This is a genomic window from Chloroflexota bacterium, assembly GCA_014360825.1.
Lineage (GTDB): Bacteria > Chloroflexota > Anaerolineae > UBA2200 > JACIWT01 > JACIWT01.
Genome location: JACIWT010000013.1, coordinates 1 through 20,102, shown reverse-complemented (window position 1 = coordinate 20,102; position 20,102 = coordinate 1). Strand labels below are relative to the sequence as shown.

The window sequence follows — 20,102 nt, the reverse complement described above, 5'->3', positions numbered from 1 at the left end:
CGCATCGCTAAGCAATAGGCAGAACTTGCTATTGGGTCACTCGTAATAATGGGGCGTCAAAGAATGAGCGGGAGCCCTTCTGATCAGATAGGCATAGGCTTCCACCCCGCACTGGTGAGCAACGCATCCACCAGGCGTTCCTCTTCTTCTCGTGTTCGCACCCGTCCGTCCAGTCGTGCGTCGAGCACTGCATCCAATATTTGCCGATAGAGCGGCCCTGGCGGCACCTTTCGACGTCGCAAATCATCACCACTCACCTCGGCCTGGACGTAGCGCAGTCGCGAGAGATATAGATCCACCCGCTTCCGCACCATGCGCTGGTCGGTCGCCACACCGAAAACGAAAACGGATTCGTCTCGATACGGCTCCAGGATACGATAGACGGTGCTATTGGACATGGAGCGTGCAGCCAGTTTTTCCTCTTGGCTCTTCAAGGCGTTGACTTCCTCCAAGAGGCGTAGGTCCTCTCTAGAAATATGCAACCGGGCAGCGAAATTCTTTAACTCCTCTGACGAAAGGCGATAGCACATCAGTGCCATGTACATACCCGGGGCCCCGGTCATGGTGGCTCGCTCGCGTAGGTCTCGGAACTTTCGCATCAACCATGTATCGCAACGCAGGGCTGGGTGCAGTCGTGAGAGGATGCCCAATTCAGCGAGACGACGGAGGCTGTTCTCCGGTTCACGCTCAGCGAATATAAGGTTGAGTTCGTGGCGCAGCCGGTCACCCGTCACACGATCAAGCAGGTCAAGAGCGTTGGTGATTAGTTCAGCGGTGCGCGATTCAATGCGGAAGCCCAGCCGCTGTTCTAGACGCACTGCCCGTAGCATCCGGGTGGGATCTTCAACAAAACTCAGGTTATGCAAGACGCGGATCAGTTTGTTGCGTAGGTCTCGCTCGCCGCCATAGAAATCCAGCAACTCGCCATAGCGATCACGGTCGAGGCAAATAGCCATCGTATTGATGGTGAAGTCACGGCGATAAAGGTCCTGCTTGATGGAACTGCGTTCTACTTCAGGCAAAGCACTTGGATGTTCGTAGAACTCCGTGCGTGCGGTGACGAAGTCCAGCGAGGGCGGTAAACCCTTGGCCCGCTTCTCGCCCAGGATGATCTTAGCGGTGCCAAAACGGCTGTGTCCCCGGACTCGCCCACCGACGCGCTGTGCCAGACCGCGGGCCAAGGCAATGGCATCTCCCTCCACCACCAGGTCCAGGTCCAGATTGGGGACCCCCAAAAGTAAATCACGCACGAACCCGCCCACGACGTAAAGCGAATAGCCCATCTCATTGGCAACATCCCGTGCCTGCAGCAGTAGTTCGATCAGGGGAGCGGGCAGGGCGGCTTTGAGCCGGTCCTGTATCTCGGCTCGCCTCGCAGGCTCGGGCACCCCGCCCCACGCCTTGATCAGATCTGTCCGAGTGACCACTCCAATAATCTGACCATTTTCCACCACCGGTACCTGACCGACGCCGTATTCCATCATCACTTGTTGCACTCGCGCTACCGAATCTGAGGGACTGACATAAATGTTGCCCTTGTGCATATAGGCGCTCACCCGGGCATGGCCCAGCCGATGGTGCATGGCACGATCAATCTCGTGGCTGGTGACCACACCCACCACTTGTCCTTCGTCCACAACTGGGAATCCCTCATGACCGTAACGGCGGGCCTGAGACTGAGCCTCGGCCAAGGAAAGGTCTGCTGGTAGGGTGTGCACGCCGTAAGACATGATGTCACGAACGGTTATCATCGGCTTAACGGCACTCTGTAGGTATTGGAGCAATCGGGCACGGATCTCACCGATGCTATGGCCGCTGATAAGGGCCGCTGAGGCCCGGGAGTGCCCACCACCTCCAAAGGCTTTGGCTAATTCACCCACATCAATGTCATCGGTGGAACTGCGGGCGATGAGTTGGATGCTGCTGTCCAGTTGAATGATCAGGAAAGTTGCATCGGGCTCGAAAAGATCTCCCAACTTGTGCGCCAGGCTGGAGAGCTCATCTAAGTACACGTTGGGCCGAGCAGTGGCAATCAAAACGCTGTGGCCGTGGAACTCAAAGAGTTCCGCGTTTTTGGCTAGCTCCGTGTAAACAGCACGATAGCGACTATCCAGGGGATGGTGCAAGGTCGCATTTGCCACATTTAAGTTCGCCCCCTGCTCCATTAGCCAGGCTGCGGCGCGCAAGTCAGCGGGAGTAGTGGTAGAGTAAAGAAGCGAACCCGTATCCTCGTGGATGCCTATCAGTAGCAGTGTAGCCTCGACCGGAGACAGGGAGATGCGAGCATCACGCAACCGCTCGACAAGGATGGTTGCTGTTGCGCCAACTGTCCTACCTATGTAGGTAGCGCGCTTATCTAGTTCTTCGCTTGGCGGGTGGTGATCAATGATAGTGATACGTGTTTTCGGGCCCATGCCTTTAATTGGCACAATGGTCTGTGTGTCTACCAAAATCACTTCGGTAATGCGACCATGGGGCCGGTCTTTCGCTGCCACAAAGGGCAACTGCTCGCCGTAGAGGGTCAAGAACTCCTGAATATTGCGGTTTACCAAGCGCGGCAGAACAGGGATCGCATCAGGATATAGTTTTGATGCGGCCAACATGGAGGCAATCGCATCTCCATCGGCACGCTCGTGGGTCAGGATCACTTTCATCTGCGCGATTCCCATCCCTGGATCAGAACATCTCAAATAGTATTATAGTCAAGAGGAGGAGATACGCAAGCAAGGAACAAAGGGGTACGCCGGCAAAGTTTCCCTGGGCGAAACTCTTAGACCATCAATTGGGTGCGGAAATAGGCGATGGTGTGTCGTAATCCCTCATCCAGGGATATCCGGGGCTCCCACCCCAGAATACGGCGCGCCCTCGTAATGTCAGGTTGGCGCCTCTTCGGGTCGTCTGCCGGTAGCGGTTTAAACACCACACCTGCTTTACTGCCCACCGCTTCGTTGATCCGATGTGCGAACTCCAGAATGGTCATCTCAGATGGGTTGCCCAGGTTCACGGGCTCCGTCTCTGTGGAGAGGAGTAGTCGGTAGATGCCCTCGATGAGATCGTCAGAGTAGCAGAAGCTGCGCGTCTGTGAGCCGTCGCCATAAACGGTAAGAGGCTCACCACGGAGGGCCTGGCCGATGAAATTGGGCACCACGCGCCCATCATCCAAGCGCATACGTGGCCCGTAGGTGTTGAAGATGCGAGCAATGCGGGTATCAACGCCGTGCACGCGATGGTATGCCATGGTCAGGGCCTCAGCAAAGCGCTTGGCTTCGTCGTATACACCACGGGGACCGATAGGATTCACATTGCCCCAATAGTCCTCGCTTTGGGGATGTACTAGCGGATCGCCATAGACCTCGGAGGTCGAGGCCAGCAGGAACCGTGCCCCTTTCGCCCGCGCAAGACCTAAGGCTTTGTGCGTGCCCAGTGCCCCAACTTTCAGCGTCTGGATAGGCAATTCCAGGTAGTCAATCGGACTGGCGGGTGAAGCGAAATGCAAGATGGCATCCACCGGCCCGTCAATGAAAATATAGTTGGTCACATCATGCTTGATGAACTGAAACCGCTCGTGGCCAGCCAGATGCGCAATATTGCGCGTAGAACCGGTGATGAGGTTGTCCATGGCGATGACTTCATGCCCCTCGGCCAAAAAACGATCGCACAGATGAGAGCCGAGGAAACCAGCCCCGCCAGTGATGAGTACGCGCATGACCCACCTTCCTATCCTCGATTATACTCTTTGCTGAATCTCACTCGCACCAACCCCTTGATATCCTCCCAGGCCGTGCTAAGGATTTTCACCCGGGTGTCTGGGTCCTCCACCCATTCCACCGGCACCTCGAAAATGCGGAACCCCTTGCGCTCGGCCAAAAGGAGCAATTCGCTATCGAAGAACCAGGCTTGATCTTTGACCAAGGGTACCAGGGTCTGTACGGCGCGGCGTGTGAGGGCCTTGAAACCACATTGGGCATCGGAAAAGCGATTCCGGAACATCAACTTGATGAGCAAATTGTAAATCCGGGAGATGATCTCTCTCTTGGGTTGGCGTGTCACCCGCGAGGCAGGCAACAAGCGCGAGCCGATCGCCACATCATAGACACCTGTGCTCAGTGCGGCGATGAGGGGCGGAAAGGCATCGAGGTTGGTGGAGAGATCTACGTCCATGTAGCTGACAATATCGGCATCGCTTTCCAGCCAGGACTTGCGCAGTGCCCGCCCACGACCCTTCTGATCCAGATGGATATATTTCACGCGGGGATAACGTTCAGATAATGCCTTAGCGATTTCCAACGTGCGGTCCACAGAGGCATTGTCCGCAATCACAATACGCCAGTCATAGGACACGTTGTCCGTCATAAACTTATGTAGAGTTTCTATGCTGGTCGGTAGGTCCTTCTCCTCATTGTAAACGGGAATTACTACGTCAACCCTGATCTTGGACGGATCTACCAAGGGATAGCCTCCTTCTCTGTCACTATGAATTCCCCAGCCCGTACGATACCTAGGGTGAACATGAATACAAAAGCCAAATCCACCAGGAAGTAGGAATTATCCACCAATCCATGGGCTAAGAAGTCCACCATGCTCGCCATCAGCCCCAACACCAATGCTCGCATGTCTCCTTCCGCCAAGCGTCGGTAGAGACGGGTTGCTGCCCCAAAAAAGGCGACGAGCAGCCAGATGCCTGCCAACACACCCAAGATGCCTAACCGGGTCCAGAAGTCCAGCAGAATATTATGCGGATGTGAGAGGTTGGGCTCATCTCTGGCTTCCCATAGTATATAACGAGGATAGAGGTACAGAAAATTGTCCAGCCCGATGCCTGTGAGGGGATAGTCACGGATCATGGCAATGGCAGCCTGCCAGAGCTTAAGGCGCAGGAAGGATGTGCCGGCCGAGAAATTGAACAGCGACGCGATGCGCTGCGTCCCCGCCAATGGCAAAAGGCTTAAGAGGGCAGCCACCACTGCCCCTGTCATGGCGATAAGCGATTTCCGGCCACGGATCAGGCCAATGGTCAACAGGGCCAAAGGCACGCCTAATAGCCACGCCCCACGCGAGTAGGTGAGGAACAGACAGGGCAACATAATCAATGCAGTAGCAGCGCCGAGCCACCGTCGTCCTCGTGAGTAACCCAGCCAGGCGATGGCAAACGCCACTGGAAAGACACGCCCCAGAAACAGGCTTAGATTATTGGGAGAGGCATAGACGCTGTGCATGCGCCGCACACCCTCTGCTACAATCACATCACCGGCTAGAAAATACTGATAGAGACCTATGAATGAGACAGCCAGACCTGACCACATCAGTGCATCGCCCAACAACAGCAGATCGCGTTCGCGCCAGCGACCGAAGCGCAACAGAATGTAGAGCAGAACGGGCTCTAATACCACCACGCGGAATTCCCGAATAGCAACTCCTCGAAATACGGCCGTCAAGAGCGAGAGCGCCCCGATGACTGCGAATGTAAACACGGCCCAATCCAACGCGGAAAGCCGCCACTTCACTGGCCCAGCCTTGGAAAGGGCAAGAGTTCTAAACCTCTCGAGATTGCGCAAAGCCAATACTGCAAAAGAAAGCAAGGTCAATATCTCGACCAGCGAAAAGGCCTTGCCGAGGATAGCCTTGGGATACAGGAAAAAGGGCACACTGAACACCAGGAGGCGCAAGGCCAGTTCAAGGCGCAGATACGCCATCCAAGCCAGGAGCACCAGCGAAATCAGACTCAGCCAGACGTACGGAACTAGGTAAAAGCCCACAAGCAGCAAGGTCATGAGCGCAAGGGCCATTGTATCGGATAAATCGCGGTATTGACTGGTTAGCCACATCGCCCAGCCATCCAGTCGCAGAGCCCAGATTGTTCCGCCTATTCCCGTGAGCGCCAAAACCAGCAGCCCGATGTAAATAGAGAGTTGCTTGTAAAAACCGCTGAACTGTGCTCGCCTCCAAATGGTGAACCCGCGCAGTGTTCCCTCCCCCCTCAGCACGGCCTCGTGCTCGCCCAGGGATAGGTTAGATGTTGTGGGTTCGCCATCCACGGTTACAGAGAGGTGCCCATCGGTTTCTACGGTCAAGTCTGTCCCCCAGAAGCGCAGGTGCAGTGCATCGCCGGACCGGCTCACCAACCCGTCTCTCCAAGCATCGGCAGGGTAGCGGCCGGGGTAGGCCACCGGCGGAGCCAGCGCCAAGTCGCGTAGGGCTACATAGAAAGGTGTGGGTGAGAAGTCGCGTCGCACCAGAGCGAATCCCCAAACCGGGTCGTCGTCCGGGGCAACAGGCTGAAATTCAGCCCAGCACATAGCATGCATCCACGGCCATTCCTCGCGGGCGCGGCGGATGGCATTCGTTACCCGCTCTACCTGTTTCTCTGCAATATCCGTACCCCACAGTGAGGGTTGGCCTGTCCAATCAGGCGGCAGCGCGTTCCAGCCGAACTCTACTGCCCAGAGGGGTTTATCTACATCGCCATGACGCTCCATCTCCTCGCGCAAGAGTATGACCCGTGAGAAATTGAGCACATTGGCATCCACACGCCGGTCGTCTGGACCAGACCAGAAACCGTAGGGTTTTGCAGCCAGGATATCGAAATCAGGTCCTGCACCAGCCGCGTACAAACCGCGGAGGAAAAGTATGTCGCTCATATTACGACCGCCGGATTCCGAGGTCGGCGCTAACCCTGCGGCCAACACTACTGCTTTCGGATCATGGGCTCGCACTTCCGCTGCTGCCAAATGTAAAAGACGCGCATAAGCAGAGGGATCAATAGGACGCTCTCCCCAATGCGGATAGATGTTGGGCTCATCCCAAATCTCATAATGGTCTATCCGGTCACCATAGCGCTGCGTAAAGGCTCGCACAAAAAGCGCGTATGTCGCCATATACTGTGGAGGAGCGAATGGATTGGATTGATCTATGACCGCCCGAGCCCAAGGCGGTGCGGTATGCAGCACTGCTACGAGGTGCAGGCCCCGGCTGGTGACGGCCTCCACAATGCGATCCCATGGCCCCCACTCGAAAGCGCCGGGTTCTGGCTCAATGCTCGCCCAGGGAAAAGATTGGCGCACCCATACAAAACCACCTTCCTGGATCATATCCAAGGCGCGTTCTATCTCGGCATCGTCGTATTGCTCCAGGGCGGTATTCACGCCCCAGAGCGGTGCGACAGTGGCAGGAAGCCGCTCGGGCAAACCGAATGTAATGCCTCGCACCGCCATTCGATGTGTAGAAACAATGCTGGATACGTTGGCCCCAGCCCAGGCCAGAAGCAACACACTGAGCAGCCCTATTAGACCCGCCAGTGCTCGCAACACCCCTTTCACTCTGGGGGTTCTGTTGATACCCACGCTTATCTCCGTCATGGTCCTCCCCAGACCAATGCAGTACAAGCACCAGAGGCCGTTAGAATTTGCGGTTCAGCGTGCATATCCCACAAGACTATGTCACCATTCCAGAGGAAGGCCAATGTACGACCATCAGGCCCCCAAGCCAGCCCTTGCCCAACTGTCCCAGGTTCATTCTGGCGGGGGAATACGCGCCCCGCACCGGTGCCATCCCGGCCTACCAAATAAAGTGCATAAGGACTGCTGTCCGAACTCTCGGTGTGGACAGCCGCGGTGTACGCGATCGACCGATGCCCTCGTCCGCCCGGTATCGGCGACCAGGCGGGCACACACCACATCCCCACCCCTCTCGCTAGAAGATAACGTCCTCCGCCTTCTATGTCAAACAGCCAGAGATCGAAGTCAGGGCTCTCCTCAGGCACTGTGCTTCCCTCACCGCCGTGGACCACGGCCAAAAGGTAACGCCCATCAGGGGACCAGGCCAGTGTGGGTGTCCACACCCACTCGCTATAAGTGTGATAAGGCGGAAAACGGGTCAGTATTACCCTTGTTCCCCATTTCGCATCTATCAAACCCACCTCATTGCCATTAGCATAGGCAAATTGCGAGCCCTCAGGTGACCAAAAGAAGCGCGTACCCCACCAACTGTATAATCCTTGGGAAGAGGGCGGCAAGATAACGTGGTTCATCGAGCCATCGGGCCGCATGACTTGCAGGTCGTTATGCGCTATCCAACCCGGCGCCCCGTCAGCCGGCTCGGCTGTTGAGTAGGCTATCCGTTCGCCGTCAGGTGACCAACTGGCATACAGAATGTTACGCAAGCCAAGCGACTGCTCTCCCTGCACCGTAAACTGAGTGTCTATCACGAAAAGTTCATTGAAGGCACCACTGTGATGGCCCTGTGGAAGCCGTCGGGAATAGAGCAGGTAGTTGCCGTCAGGCGAGAGAGCGAAGACACGCCCATCTAAGTCGCCAGAGAAGGTCAGTGGTGTCCGGCTGGCACTGGAGCCACGCATTACCCACGCGTTACCGTTGGCAATGTAAGCAAGTGTGCCACTGAATGAAACTGTAACGGTAGGTGGGGCGACACCCACCATCAGGATCTCCGGCCGAGGAGGAGTGATAACTCGCGAGGCTATCAACTCGCTGCCTAACACCACAGTCCCGTCATAACTGATCTGATAGAGCAATTCTTCCGTGCCATTGGCTCCCAATTGCAAGAGGCGCTGCTCACCCACCGCAACTCCCTCATCCTTAACTACCTGGCGAGGGTAAGCCAGGACGCGTGTCTGGCGTTCTTCACGCACCCGGATGATTTCGATGCGCATATCCGGTTCCACTGCTGCCCAGAGGTCTGGGGTCACACGGTCCAGACTACCCAGTGTCACTCCTGCTTGCTCCAACACTTGGCGTACAGTGGGGCCAGCGGCCTGCACAACGAAGTCCTGGCCATCTACGTGAAGTATAACCTCCTGGGCCTGTGGTGTAGCCCTGTGAGCACAGGATAACAAGAGCAAAACCAAAAAGGTAAAAGACAGTGCCTTCCGAAAGCGGTGACTTTCCACATGCGCTCCTTGCGATGTGTGCAGGACTAGTTGGGTCGTTTCATAAAGAATAAATTCATTCTATGCTAAGTTCTTCTCTTGACAAAATGTGAGGTTAGAACACTTATCCCCAAATTGCTTATGGGGGCATTCCGGATAGCGTAGGGGGCATTTGGCAAGAGGTTAGCCTCCCTGAACATAGAGCGTAACAAGCAGGTCAAGGGGGCAAGTTGTTTGACATTATCCAGCCTCTGATGTATCATATCACCACTGGGCGAGAAGGCCCATATATGTTTGACAAGGGGGTTCCGATGGCCAAGAGAAAAGGGAGTGTAGAGCAGCCTGCGCCTACCCCGGAGGAAGAAATTTCGCGTGAATTGGAGGGAGAGGTAGTCGGCGATGTGACAGCCCAATCGGTGGTCCTAAGCCAAAGCGCTGCTGAAACCATCGAAGCAGGCAGTGCCGAGCTACACCAGTCTTTTGCAGGCACATTCTCGGCCGAGACATCGAATCTCGAACAGTGCGCCGTCCAGGGGATCCAGGCTACCGAAGTGTCGCTAAAGAGAAGTCTGGCCTGTGGTGTTCAGGGAACCCACATAACCGTGCACAACTCAGCCGTGGGGGCGACCATCGGTGAGGAGATGACTCTACAAGATTCGGGTGTTGGGCTCGTCGCGGGACGGAGTGTGCACGTGAATGGTGGAAAGACAGCCATCCTATTGGCCCGTGAGGTACATGGTGATGTGCAGACGGCGTTAGATACGCGCACGGCAGCTGTATTAGGTGGCACTATCGGTGCGATATTGGGCCTGTTCCTCATTCTCCGCAGATTATTGGTCTCGGAGGAATAGTGACTGTTAGACGAAGCCCGATTCTCGCTGTACTATCATCAAGAAACTCTATATCTCGAGGAGAGCGATAAAAGCATATGGAAGAATTGATTCTGGAAGCTGAAACCAGGGATATCACTGGCAAACAAGTGCGACGCATGCGCCGCGAGGGGTGGGTACCGGCGGTAATGTATGGGCACAAGACCAAGACACTGAACCTTAAAGTAGAAGCACGCTCCTTACAACACTTGCTCAAGGAGGCAGGAGGCACGCGACTCATCAGTTTGCGGGTCAAAGGCAGCGATGAGCCACACATGGTCCTGGCGCGGGAGATACAGCGTAACCCAATCACTCGGGATTTACTGCACGTTGATTTCTATGAAGTCGTGATGACCGAGAGGATCACTGCTGAAGTGCCCATCGAACTGCGTGGCGAGTCGCCCATTGTGAAGAAAGGCCAAGGACTTCTGTTCCAAGGCTTAGATGCGATCGAGGTGGAATGCCTGCCCAGCGATCTCATCCCGGAAATTGTAGTGGACCTGAGCCTTCTTACAGAGGTAGACCAGACCATCATGGTGAAAGACCTGCAGTTAGGTCCGGCCATCGAGGTTCTGACCGAGCCCGAGGAAATTGTGGTCAAGATCCTACCAATGGAAAAGGAAGAGATCGAGGAAGTCGTAGCCGAGGCTGCCCCCGCGGAAGTGGAAGTGATCGGCAAGGGCAAAGAGAAGGAAGAGGCGGCTGAGGAGCCAGGAAAATAATCTGATAGAGGAGACACTGCTTGTTTAGCCCACTTAATAGCCTGTTTGGTCTTTTCTCCCGCGACATGAGCATAGACCTGGGGACAGCGACGGTGTTGGTGCTGGTGAAAGGCGCAGGCATCGTCATCCATGAGCCCTCAGTGGTGGCCATCGAGAAGCGTTCCCGACGAGTATTGGCCATTGGCTCTGAGGCTAAGGAAATGGTGGGGCGCACTCCAGGTAACATCGTGGCCATCCGCCCGCTACGTGATGGGGTCATCTCAGATTTCGACGTAACGGAACGTATGCTTCATTACTTCATCAACAAGGCTCATGAGATGACCCGGATGCCCATTCCTCGGCCCCGGGTGGTAATTGGCATCCCTAGTGGCGCGACAGAAGTGGAAAAGCGGGCGGTCCACGATGCGGTTTTGAGTGCTGGGGCGCGGGAGTGCTATCTGATCGAGGAACCCATCGCCGCAGCTATTGGAGCGGGGCTGCCTATTAACGACTCTGTAGGCAGTATGGTGGTGGACATCGGCGGGGGTACCACAGAAATGGCTGTTCTCTCCTCGGGAGGCGTCGTCACCAGCCGTTCTCTACGCGTGGCTGGTGATGAGATGGACGAGGCAATCATCCAGTATGCGCGACAAAAATACAACCTGCTCATTGGTGAGCGCATGGCCGAGCGCACCAAGATCGCCATTGGTTCGGCCTATCCTCTACCTGAAGAGAAAACCCTGACCCTTTATGGCCGTAACCTGATCACCGGCTTGCCAGAAACCGTTGAGGCCTCCAGTGTCGAAATCCGGGAGGCGATTAGCGGGCCACTCGATCTGATCGTCGAAACCATCAAAAACGCCATTGACGAGACGCCGCCGGAACTCGTGGCCGACCTGATTGAGCGAGGCGTAGCCCTCACCGGCGGTGTGGCTCAATTGCCAGGAATGGCGCAACGGCTCTCAGAAGAGACCAAGATGCGCGTGTATGTGGCGGATGACCCAGTGACTTGTGTAGTGCGTGGGGCTGGTCAGGTGCTGGAAAGCCTGGACACGCTGGGACACGTGCTGGCGGAGGCACAACGCCCTCGCCGGGTCAGATAGAGAGACGCCAAAGTATCAAACCCGAGAGGGCCGGGCGAGGCGAGCGCGTGATTCCTATAAGGACATCCCAGCGCGCCACTGTCGCCCGACCCTTTTTCTGTATTGGGAGACACGTCGTGCGACCTGGGTAATTAAGGAGTCGAGTGCGAAAACTTATGCGAAGTAGGCAGACAGCCAGCCTCCTCATTCTGGTCACTTTAGCCGCCCTGATGGTCCTGTCTCAATTCGGACGACTCGGCCCAGTAGAGGATGTGGTTTCTGTCTTTGTAGCCCCATTTCAGTACAGCCTGACCCGCTTAAGTGACAGCGTGGGAGAACTCTGGGCCACAATGCGCGATATTGGGACACTACGGACCAGGGTCAAGGAATTGCAAGAACAGGTAGATCTGCTCATGATCGAAAATGTTCGTCTGCAAGAAGCCGCTATCGAGAACGCCACATTGCGCGAACAACTGAACTTCAAGCAAGCGCATCCAACTTTCACCTTGCTCTCCGCAGAAGTCATCGGACGTGACCCTAGCAACATCTTGCGCTATCTGATCATCGACCGTGGGAGCCGAGATGGTGTAGCGCCAGGAATGCCAGTCATCACTGCAGCGGGATTGGTGGGGCGTGTGACGCACACCACGGCTAACTCGGCGCAGGTGATGTTGCTCACCGACCCGTCTAGTTCTGTAAGTGCACTCATCCAGAGTTCGCGGGCTACAGGCGTTGTGGAAGGGCAATCTTCGGCAGTCTTGCTGATGCGTTACATTCAGCAAGGCGACGCGGTAAACGTGGGTGATATTGTCTTGACCTCCGGGTTAGGAGGCAAGTTTCCGAAGCGCCTGGTCATCGGACAAGTTATCGCGGTGCATCAACGCGACAATGAGATGTTTCAGGAGGCAGAAATACGTTCTGCCGTCGATTTCAGCCGCTTGGAAATGGTCATGGTGATCCTGAATTTTCTGCCAACGGAGTGAGTCATCATTAACCTCTACGTCTCCCTCGCCATTCTCTTTAGCGTGGGCATCATGCAGACTTCTCTGATGCCCCGTTTCGCTATTTGGGGGGTCCATCCAGATCTAATGCTGATTGTCGTGGTTTCGTGGGCGCTCTCGCGGGGCTACCGCGAAGGTCTAGGGTGGGCACTGATTGGCGGGCTTGTTTTGGATCTCCTATCCAGCGCACCCTTCGGTGCATTTACCGTGTCTTTGCTGGCTACGAGTCTCCTCGTTGGCTCAATGCAGAGTTTCTTTTTCGGAATGGGGATTTTTTTACCCATCGTCGCAGCCACCACATCCACTTTTGTTTACGATATCGTCATTCTGGCATTCTTGCAAGCGCTTGGTCATCCCACTGTCTGGGGCAGCAGTATCGGGCAAGTAATACTACCCTCCGCGGTGCTGAATACCCTTTTCATGATCCCGGTTTATTGGATAATACGTTGGGCGTGTTCACGCCCAGAAGATAGCGGGAGGGAACTATAGGAAACGCTTTTTCGTTTTTGAATTTCTGATGTAAAATATTTTATGTACGTTACATTATGGTGAAGCAATCGTGGATGAGAACGCCGCCGCTGCGCAAGCGAGACTGAGATTGTTGGTTATGCAGATTGTCGTTCTGCTCGCTTTCGTCGTGCTCAGTCTGCGGTTATGGCAGCTGCAAATTATCGATGCAGCGGTTTACCAAGAGCACGCCGTGCAAAACCGCTATCGTCTGATATCCATAGAGGCACCGCGCGGTGTGTTCTATGACCGCAGGGGCCGGCTCCTGGCGCGCAACGTAGGTAGTTTTACCGTCTCCGTAATCCCAGCCCGGCTGCCAAAAGACGAGTACCAACGCGCACAAGTTGTCGCTCGTCTCTCAGAGGTGCTACGCATGCCAGTGCGTCGTAGCCTGGCCACCGACACCAGCCCCAAGGTGGCCGGACTAGGCGGTCCTTTTTTTGACCAGACCCGACCAGGTATTCTGGATATCCTGGATCAGCAGACGAGTAGTCCTTATGCTCCGGTGGTGATAGCCTCTAACGTAGAACGGGAGGCGGCCTTTATCTTGGAAGAAGAGCGGCTCGATCTGCCCGGCGTAGTTGTCACTGTAGAGCCTCGACGCGAATACACCACCGGTTCTTTGATGGCGCATATCTTAGGCTTCACGGGCGGCATCCCTGCGGAAAACGCTGAGTATTATCTCCGCGATCAAAACACCGGCTACGAATGGACTGATCAGGTGGGACTGACTGGGCTGGAATTGACTTACGAGCGCCAGTTACGCGGGATCAAAGGACAAAAGCATATCGAGGTAGATGCCTTCGAACGGGAGGTCAATGTGCTGGCCATTGACCCACCCACGCCAGGCAATAACCTTATTCTCACCATTGACCTGGATCTACAACAGTACGTTGAGCGAACCCTCCGTGAGGCAATGCACCAAGTCAACTCCAAGTCCGGTGTTGTGATCGTGATGAACCCACAAACGGGCGAAATATTGGCCATGGTTTCCCTGCCTGGCTATGACAACAATCTGTTCGCCCAAGGCATTTCGTCAGAAGACTACGAGCGGTTAAGCAATGATCCGGAACACCCACTGATTAATCACGCCATCAGCAGCCTTTACCCGCCCGGTTCGACATTCAAGATCGTCTCGGCCTGCGGAGTGTTGCAAGAAGGGCTCATCAATGAGAGTACCAAATTCGAATGCAAGGGCATGCTATACCTACCCAACAAGTACTTCCCAGATGACCCTGAGAAAGCAACACCCTTTAAGTGCTGGAATGAATGGGGACATGGCTGGTTGAACATCTATGAGGCTATTGCACAGTCATGCGACATCTTTTTCTACCAAGTCACTGGCGGCTACGGGGATTTCGCTGGCTTAGGAATAACCAAATTGGGCTATTATGCCAAGCAGTTTGGATACGGAGAGAAAACTGGTATTGCATTGCCTGGTGAAAACGCGGGTCTGGTGCCTGACGAGAGATGGAAGCGGCTTAACTACGGCGAGGGCTGGGTAACAGGCGATACCTACAACGCCGCCATTGGCCAGGGGTATATCCTGGCTACACCACTCCAAGTGCTCAACATGACCGCCGCAGTGGCTAACGGCGGGACGCTTCTCCAACCACAACTTGTGTACCAAATAGTGGATGCAGCAGGCAAAACAGTGGTTCCATTCACCCCAAAAGTGATCCACCAATTGCCGCTTTCGCCCAAAACGTTAGACATCGTGCGCAAAGGGATGCGACTTGCGGTTACCAGTGGCACCGCGCACCGTATCAATCTTCCGGAGGTGAGTGTGGCGGGCAAGACGGGCTCAGCAGAGTACCCCGGCCCACGCGACGAAAAGGGCAACCTCCCCACTCACGCCTGGTTTACGGGCTTTGCGCCTTACGAGAAGCCGGAAGTTGCTATCGTGGTCTTTGTTGCCGGCGGGGGATCAGGCGCGACAGTTGCCGTACCGATCGCGGCTCAGATACTGCGCTATTATTTCGGCCTGCCGCAACCCTCGCCCACACCAGAGCCAGGCAGTTGATGGGGTGGCGAATGGCTGAGAATCAGGTTATGTTGAAGGGCACAGGCGAAGGGCTACTCATCTCCTTAGGAGACGGAGAATGGCAAGCGTTACTAACTGAACTGCAGTCACGATTGAAAGATACGGCTGCCTTTTTCCGTGGAGCGGAGGTGAGCTTGGACCCAGGCACGCACCTGCTCACCGCCGAGATGCTGAAAACAGTAATGGCTCTTCTGAGAGAGCACGATATTGAACTACACGCGGTGGTGAGCGCAAACGAAGACGTGATCTCCGTTGCTCACGGCTTGGGGTTGCGAGCCCAGCCGCCACGGCCACGTCCTCACCGCCGGGGAGCCAAAGCGGAAGTGAAGCGGCCCGTCCTAAGCGAGGGCATCCTTTTGCGTGGCACAGTACGCTCCGGCCAGGTCGTCCAACATCCTGGCCACGTGGTCATCGTCGGCGATGTGAACCCCGGGGGACAAGTCGTCGCCGGGGGCGACGTGATTGTCTGGGGCAAGGTGCGCGGTGTAGTGCAAGCAGGCGCAATCGGCGACGATGAGGCGGTTGTGTGTGCGCTGAACCTGGCCCCTGCGCAACTCCGGATTGGAAATTATATCGCACGAGCACCCGAAGAACAAGCCCAGCATAGAGCACGCCCCGAGGTAGCCTACGTGAAAGATGGCACGATCGTAGTGGATTCTTGGGAGAGCATTTGAGGGAAAAGTGGATAGCACGACACCGCCCGAAGAAGAAAACAAGGAGGCAACTATGCCAGGTAGGGTCATTACAATCACATCGGGAAAAGGAGGTGTCGGTAAGACGACGGCTACTGCCAATATCGGCGTGGCTTTGGCTCTGAACGGGCAGCGGGTCATTGCCGTGGATGCGGACATTGGGTTGCGCAATTTAGATGTGGTGATGGGACTAGAGAACCGCATCGTCTACACTATCGTGGACGTGGTAGAGGGCCGCTGTAGGCTGAAACAGGCTTTGATCCGCGATAAGAAAATTTCTGAATTGAGCCTTTTGCCCGCTGCTCAAAGCCGCGACAAGACTGCTGTCAGCCCAGACGACATGGCCCGTTTATGTGCGGAATTGCGGGAGTTGGCCGACTTTGTGCTGATTGACTCTCCCGCAGGCATTGAACGGGGCTTCCGCAATGCAATCGCGGGAGCCGATGAGGTACTTGTGGTCACCACGCCCGAGGTATCGGCAGTGCGCGACGCAGACCGCATTATCGGTCTTCTGGAGTCGTCTGGTAAAGGACCTGGCAGGTTAATCATCAACCGCATCAAGCCGGCCATGGTGAAACGAGGCGACATGCTCGATACGACGGACGTGATTGAGATATTGGCCATTGAGTTGATCGGCGTCATACCCGAAGATGAAGGGGTCATCGTATCCACGAACCGTGGTGTGCCAATTGCCCACGAGCAGAATTCGCCTGCCAGTAAAGCGTTCCACGACGTTGCCCATAGGCTGTTAGGCGAGACCGTGCCTTTTCCAGACCTTACAGAGGAACCAGTTAGCCTCTTGTCCCGCTTGAAGCGTCTGATAGGAGCATAACAGCGCAGGTTATTGAGAAGGCCCATGATAAGGGCCAGATCGGGGGAATACCATGAGCTTCTTGAACCGAATACTGGGCAGGGGAGAGCCGTCGAGCAAAGAGATAGCCAAAGAGCGCCTTCGTTTGGTACTTAGTTATGACCGCACGGACATCTCGCCACGGGTGATGGAAATACTGAAAACGGAGATCATCGCTGTGATTTCGAAACATGTACCTGTGGATCGTGAAGGCATCAAGATCCAGTTATCTCACTCTCGCGGACACAGCCGGTTAATGGCCACGATTCCCCTTATCCCACGACGTGATTTCCCTAGTTACGGCCCTGATGACGCTTAGCAGATACCTTGGCGATGCTTTTGGGAATGGTTAAATGGCTCCTGTGCAGACGAAGAGCCCAAATGAGCGCTGTTTAGGTTAGATTATGTTAGATCGACGCATCTGGCGAAACTTCGACCCTCTGCTTTTGCTGACAGCAATGGTCTTGATGTTCATTGGCGTGGCGATGATCCACAGCGCCACTGCCCAACTCGATAGCGAGGCCGGGCTGTGGGAGCAGGCTGCAGTACGGCAGGCTATCTACGGGTTTGCTGGGCTGGTGATATTGTTTCTTGTGGCTGGATTTAATTATCGCTACCTGGCAAGTATGCACTGGCTGTTGTATGTGGGGATGTTAGTAACGCTGGCCGCGCTTTTCGTCGTTGGTCACACTTCCTTTGGCGCAACCAGTTGGTTTCACCTCAGCCTTTTTCCTATTCAGCCGTCGGAACTATCCAAAATCGTAGTCGTTATTTTCCTGGCGAAATATTTGTCTGATCACCAAGAACACATGACCTCCATTGTCCCTGTACTTGTGTCGCTCCTGTTCGTTGCTGCACCTATAGGGCTTATTTACCTCCAGCCTGACTTAGGAACCGCTGTGGTAATATTAGCCATCTGGTTCGGGGTGGTTTTCGCGGCCGGGCTACGTCCTGCACATATAGCCGTTTTTGCAGCCATCAGCGCCGTGAGCGCACCGGCTATCTGGGCCTCAATGAAAGGTTATATGCGAGAGCGTATCCTCGTGTTTTTGAACCCGGCCAGTGATGTTTCCGGCATCAGTTACAATGTGCAGCAGGCACTGATCAGCGTCGGGTCCGGGGGATTGTTAGGCAAGGGCTATGGACAGGGCACGCAGAGCCAACTTTACTTCCTGCGCGTACGTCACACGGACTTCATTTTTTCCGTTCTGGCAGAAGAATTCGGTTTCATGGGTGCGATACTACTCCTGACCCTCTTCGCGGTGCTTCTATGGCGTATCCTCCGCGCAGCAAGCCTGGCCCAGGACGCCTTCGGCCGGCTGATTGCCGTCGGGGTCGCAACCATGATCTTTTTCCAGGCAGTGGTCAATATTGCCGTGAACGTGAACCTGCTCCCTGTGACTGGGCTACCTTTGCCTTTCGTCAGTTACGGTGGTAGTGCCCTTACCACCATGCTCATTGGGGTTGGCTTGGTAGAAAACGTGGTCATGCGTTACCGGAAGTTGGACTTCGCGTGATTGCCATTACTCTGAGGCAGATAGACGAATCGTTAAACAGCCGCTACTCTTGATTGGAGGCGGGATTTGTGACGACCAACAAAGTTCGTGTGCGGTATCCCCCAAGCCCCACAGGATATTTTCATGCTGGGGGAGCACGCACAGCGCTATTCAATTGGCTCTTTGCCAGAAGACACGGGGGGGTGTTTGTGCTGCGCATCGAGGACACCGACCGATCCCGTTATGTGCCTGCGGCTCTCCAAGACCTGCTCGATGGATTGCGCTGGTTGGGTTTGGACTGGGATGAGGGCCCAGAAGTCGGTGGACCATACGCGCCATACTTTCAGTCTGAGCGACTACCGATTTATCAGGAATACGCCCAAAAACTGGTGGCGGAAGGCCAAGCCTACAAATGCTATTGCAGCACCGAACGGTTAGAGGCCATGCGGGAAGAACAACGCCGACGCAAACAACCACCAGGCTACGATCGGCGTTGCCGTAATCTGACCCGCAAAGAAATCGCCGACTACGAAGCCCAGGGCATTGTTCCGGTGATCCGGCTCAAGGTGCCTCTGGAAGGAGAAACCTCTTTTTACGATCGTATCCACGGCCTCATCACGATGCGCAACGACCAGATGGACGATTTGGTACTACTGAAATCCGACGGTTATCCCACATATCATTTGGCAAACGTAGTGGATGATCATCTGATGGAAATCACCCACATCATGCGTGGCCACGAGTGGATACCGTCCACTCCACGCCACGTGGTCCTATACCGCGCCTTTGGGTGGACGCCTCCAGAGTACGCTCATCTGCCAGTGGTACTGAATCCCAGCGGCAAAGGCAAGATGAGCAAACGCAAGACCATCGGCGAGGACGGGCGAGAATATGTGGTGCTCCTGCACGATTTCCGTGACCTGGGATATCTACCCGAAGCCATGTTCAACTTTTTGGCACTCTTAGGTTGGTCTTATGATGATAAGACCGAGGTGATGAGCCGTGAAGAGATCATTGCCCGGTTCGATCTGGATCGAGTGAGCAAATCGCCTGCTGCTTTTTCATACGATAAATTGGACTGGATGAATGGTCTGTACATTCGCAACCTCGCACCCGATGACTTGACAGACCGTCTCATGCCCTTTCTAAGGAAAGCGGGGTTGGATGCCGATCGTGAAATGCTTCGGCGCATCACGCCGCTCATTCAGGAACGATTGAAAAGGCTGAGCGATGCGGTGGCAATGGTGGATTTCTTCTTCTCTGAAAGCCTCGAGTATAATCCAGCACGGCTTGTCGAAAAAGATATGACGAAGGAAGATGCACTGCGAGTGTTACGGGCAGCGCGGGAGGCACTGAAGGGGCTCCCCTGTTTTGATGAGGCGACAGTGGAGAGAGCGCTGCGGCCGTTGGTGGAACAACTGGGCATGAAAGCGCGACAAGTATTCGGGACCATTCGGGTGGCTACTACTGGAAAAGAAGTCTCACCTCCGCTATTCGGAACATTGAGCATCTTAGGAAAGGAGCGAACCCTGCGGAGGTTAGAACAGGCCGAGACACGGCTATTAGAGATCTGATAGCATTCGCTTTAATTCGGAGTGCACCACTCCTATTTGCCAATTGACAAGATTTGTGCTAATATTTCGGACGCGCTGGGGGATCGTCTAGCGGTAGGACAGCAGACTCTGGATCTGCGTACCGAGGTTCGAATCCTCGTCCCCCAGTTGCTGGTGACGAATTAGACTGGTTGCCACTTTATACAACCCTATGAGCATCCAATCCATTACCGGGAGGAGATCATGGCAGTGAAAATCGGCATCAATGGTTTCGGCAGGATCGGACGGCAGGCCTTCAAGGCCATGCTGGATTACTATCCCGATGACCTTTCCGTAGTGGCCGTCAACGACCTCTTCGACGCTCAAACCAACGCCCACCTGCTGAAGTACGACTCCAACTACGGACGCTTCCCAGGCAGTGTGGAG

At 55.2% G+C, this 20,102-nt stretch carries 17 protein-coding genes and 1 tRNA gene; 13 read left to right on the top strand and 5 right to left on the bottom strand.

The features are described from left to right. Nucleotides 1-83 precede the first annotated feature (83 nt). The 5 genes from H5T64_09445 to H5T64_09425 form a co-directional block, all read right to left on the bottom strand. Complete coding sequence (locus tag H5T64_09445; protein ID MBC7264558.1) at nt 84-2,654, bottom strand: CBS domain-containing protein; 2,571 nt, start codon at nt 2,652-2,654, stop codon at nt 84-86. A 116-nt stretch (nt 2,655-2,770) separates the two neighbouring features. Beyond that, the gene (locus tag H5T64_09440) at nt 2,771-3,706 is read right to left on the bottom strand and encodes an SDR family oxidoreductase (protein ID MBC7264557.1); all 936 of its coding nucleotides are present in this window, start codon (nt 3,704-3,706) and stop codon (nt 2,771-2,773) included. Between the two features lie 11 nt (nt 3,707-3,717). After that, nucleotides 3,718-4,431, bottom strand: coding sequence for a glycosyltransferase family 2 protein (locus H5T64_09435; protein ID MBC7264556.1), 714 nt, complete (start codon nt 4,429-4,431; stop codon nt 3,718-3,720). A gap of 11 nt (nt 4,432-4,442) precedes the next feature. Next, nucleotides 4,443-7,355, bottom strand: coding sequence for an O-antigen ligase family protein (locus tag H5T64_09430; GenBank protein MBC7264555.1), 2,913 nt, complete (start codon nt 7,353-7,355; stop codon nt 4,443-4,445). Continuing rightward, the gene (locus tag H5T64_09425) at nt 7,352-8,902 is read right to left on the bottom strand and encodes a DUF348 domain-containing protein (GenBank protein ID MBC7264554.1); all 1,551 of its coding nucleotides are present in this window, start codon (nt 8,900-8,902) and stop codon (nt 7,352-7,354) included. Before H5T64_09425 ends, H5T64_09430 begins: the two co-directional genes overlap by 4 nt. 290 nt (nt 8,903-9,192) lie before the next feature. On the opposite strand from H5T64_09425, the gene H5T64_09420 reads away from it, so the two are divergent. The 13 genes from H5T64_09420 to H5T64_09360 all read left to right on the top strand — a co-directional run. Continuing rightward, on the top strand, nt 9,193-9,732 hold the full coding sequence (locus tag H5T64_09420; GenBank protein MBC7264553.1) for a hypothetical protein: 540 nt from the start codon (nt 9,193-9,195) through the stop codon (nt 9,730-9,732). 77 nt (nt 9,733-9,809) lie between these two features. Further along, nucleotides 9,810-10,472 carry a 50S ribosomal protein L25 gene (locus tag H5T64_09415; GenBank protein MBC7264552.1) on the top strand — a complete coding sequence of 221 codons (663 nt, stop codon included), beginning with the start codon at nt 9,810-9,812 and terminating at the stop codon, nt 10,470-10,472. Between the two features lie 41 nt (nt 10,473-10,513). Then, nucleotides 10,514-11,554: a rod shape-determining protein gene (locus H5T64_09410; GenBank protein MBC7264551.1), complete on the top strand. Its 1,041-nt coding sequence runs from the start codon at nt 10,514-10,516 to the stop codon at nt 11,552-11,554. A 143-nt stretch (nt 11,555-11,697) separates the two neighbouring features. Beyond that, on the top strand, nt 11,698-12,516 hold the full coding sequence (gene mreC, locus H5T64_09405; GenBank protein ID MBC7264550.1) for a rod shape-determining protein MreC: 819 nt from the start codon (nt 11,698-11,700) through the stop codon (nt 12,514-12,516). Nucleotides 12,517-12,558: 42 nt separating this feature from the next. Then, nucleotides 12,559-13,023, top strand: coding sequence for a rod shape-determining protein MreD (mreD, locus tag H5T64_09400; protein ID MBC7264549.1), 465 nt, complete (start codon nt 12,559-12,561; stop codon nt 13,021-13,023). 70 nt (nt 13,024-13,093) lie between these two features. Further along, complete coding sequence (mrdA, locus tag H5T64_09395) at nt 13,094-15,064, top strand: penicillin-binding protein 2 (protein MBC7264548.1); 1,971 nt, start codon at nt 13,094-13,096, stop codon at nt 15,062-15,064. 11 nt (nt 15,065-15,075) lie between these two features. After that, nucleotides 15,076-15,759: a septum site-determining protein MinC gene (gene minC, locus H5T64_09390; protein MBC7264547.1), complete on the top strand. Its 684-nt coding sequence runs from the start codon at nt 15,076-15,078 to the stop codon at nt 15,757-15,759. 52 nt (nt 15,760-15,811) lie between these two features. After that, on the top strand, nt 15,812-16,609 hold the full coding sequence (gene minD / locus H5T64_09385; GenBank protein ID MBC7264546.1) for a septum site-determining protein MinD: 798 nt from the start codon (nt 15,812-15,814) through the stop codon (nt 16,607-16,609). Nucleotides 16,610-16,661: 52 nt separating this feature from the next. Next, nucleotides 16,662-16,946 (top strand): cell division topological specificity factor MinE, encoded by a 285-nt coding sequence (gene minE / locus H5T64_09380; GenBank protein MBC7264545.1) that lies wholly within the window; start codon nt 16,662-16,664, stop codon nt 16,944-16,946. 85 nt (nt 16,947-17,031) lie between these two features. Further along, nucleotides 17,032-18,144, top strand: coding sequence for a rod shape-determining protein RodA (gene rodA / locus H5T64_09375; protein ID MBC7264544.1), 1,113 nt, complete (start codon nt 17,032-17,034; stop codon nt 18,142-18,144). Nucleotides 18,145-18,212: 68 nt separating this feature from the next. Then, entirely contained in the window at nt 18,213-19,697 is a 1,485-nt protein-coding gene (locus tag H5T64_09370) for a glutamate--tRNA ligase (protein ID MBC7264543.1), read from the top strand. Nucleotides 19,698-19,773: 76 nt separating this feature from the next. Continuing rightward, a tRNA-Gln gene (locus tag H5T64_09365) sits at nt 19,774-19,844 on the top strand. Nucleotides 19,845-19,919: 75 nt separating this feature from the next. Further along, nucleotides 19,920-20,102, top strand: a 183-nt coding sequence (locus tag H5T64_09360; GenBank protein ID MBC7264542.1) for a type I glyceraldehyde-3-phosphate dehydrogenase, incomplete at its 3' end; no start/stop codon positions are given.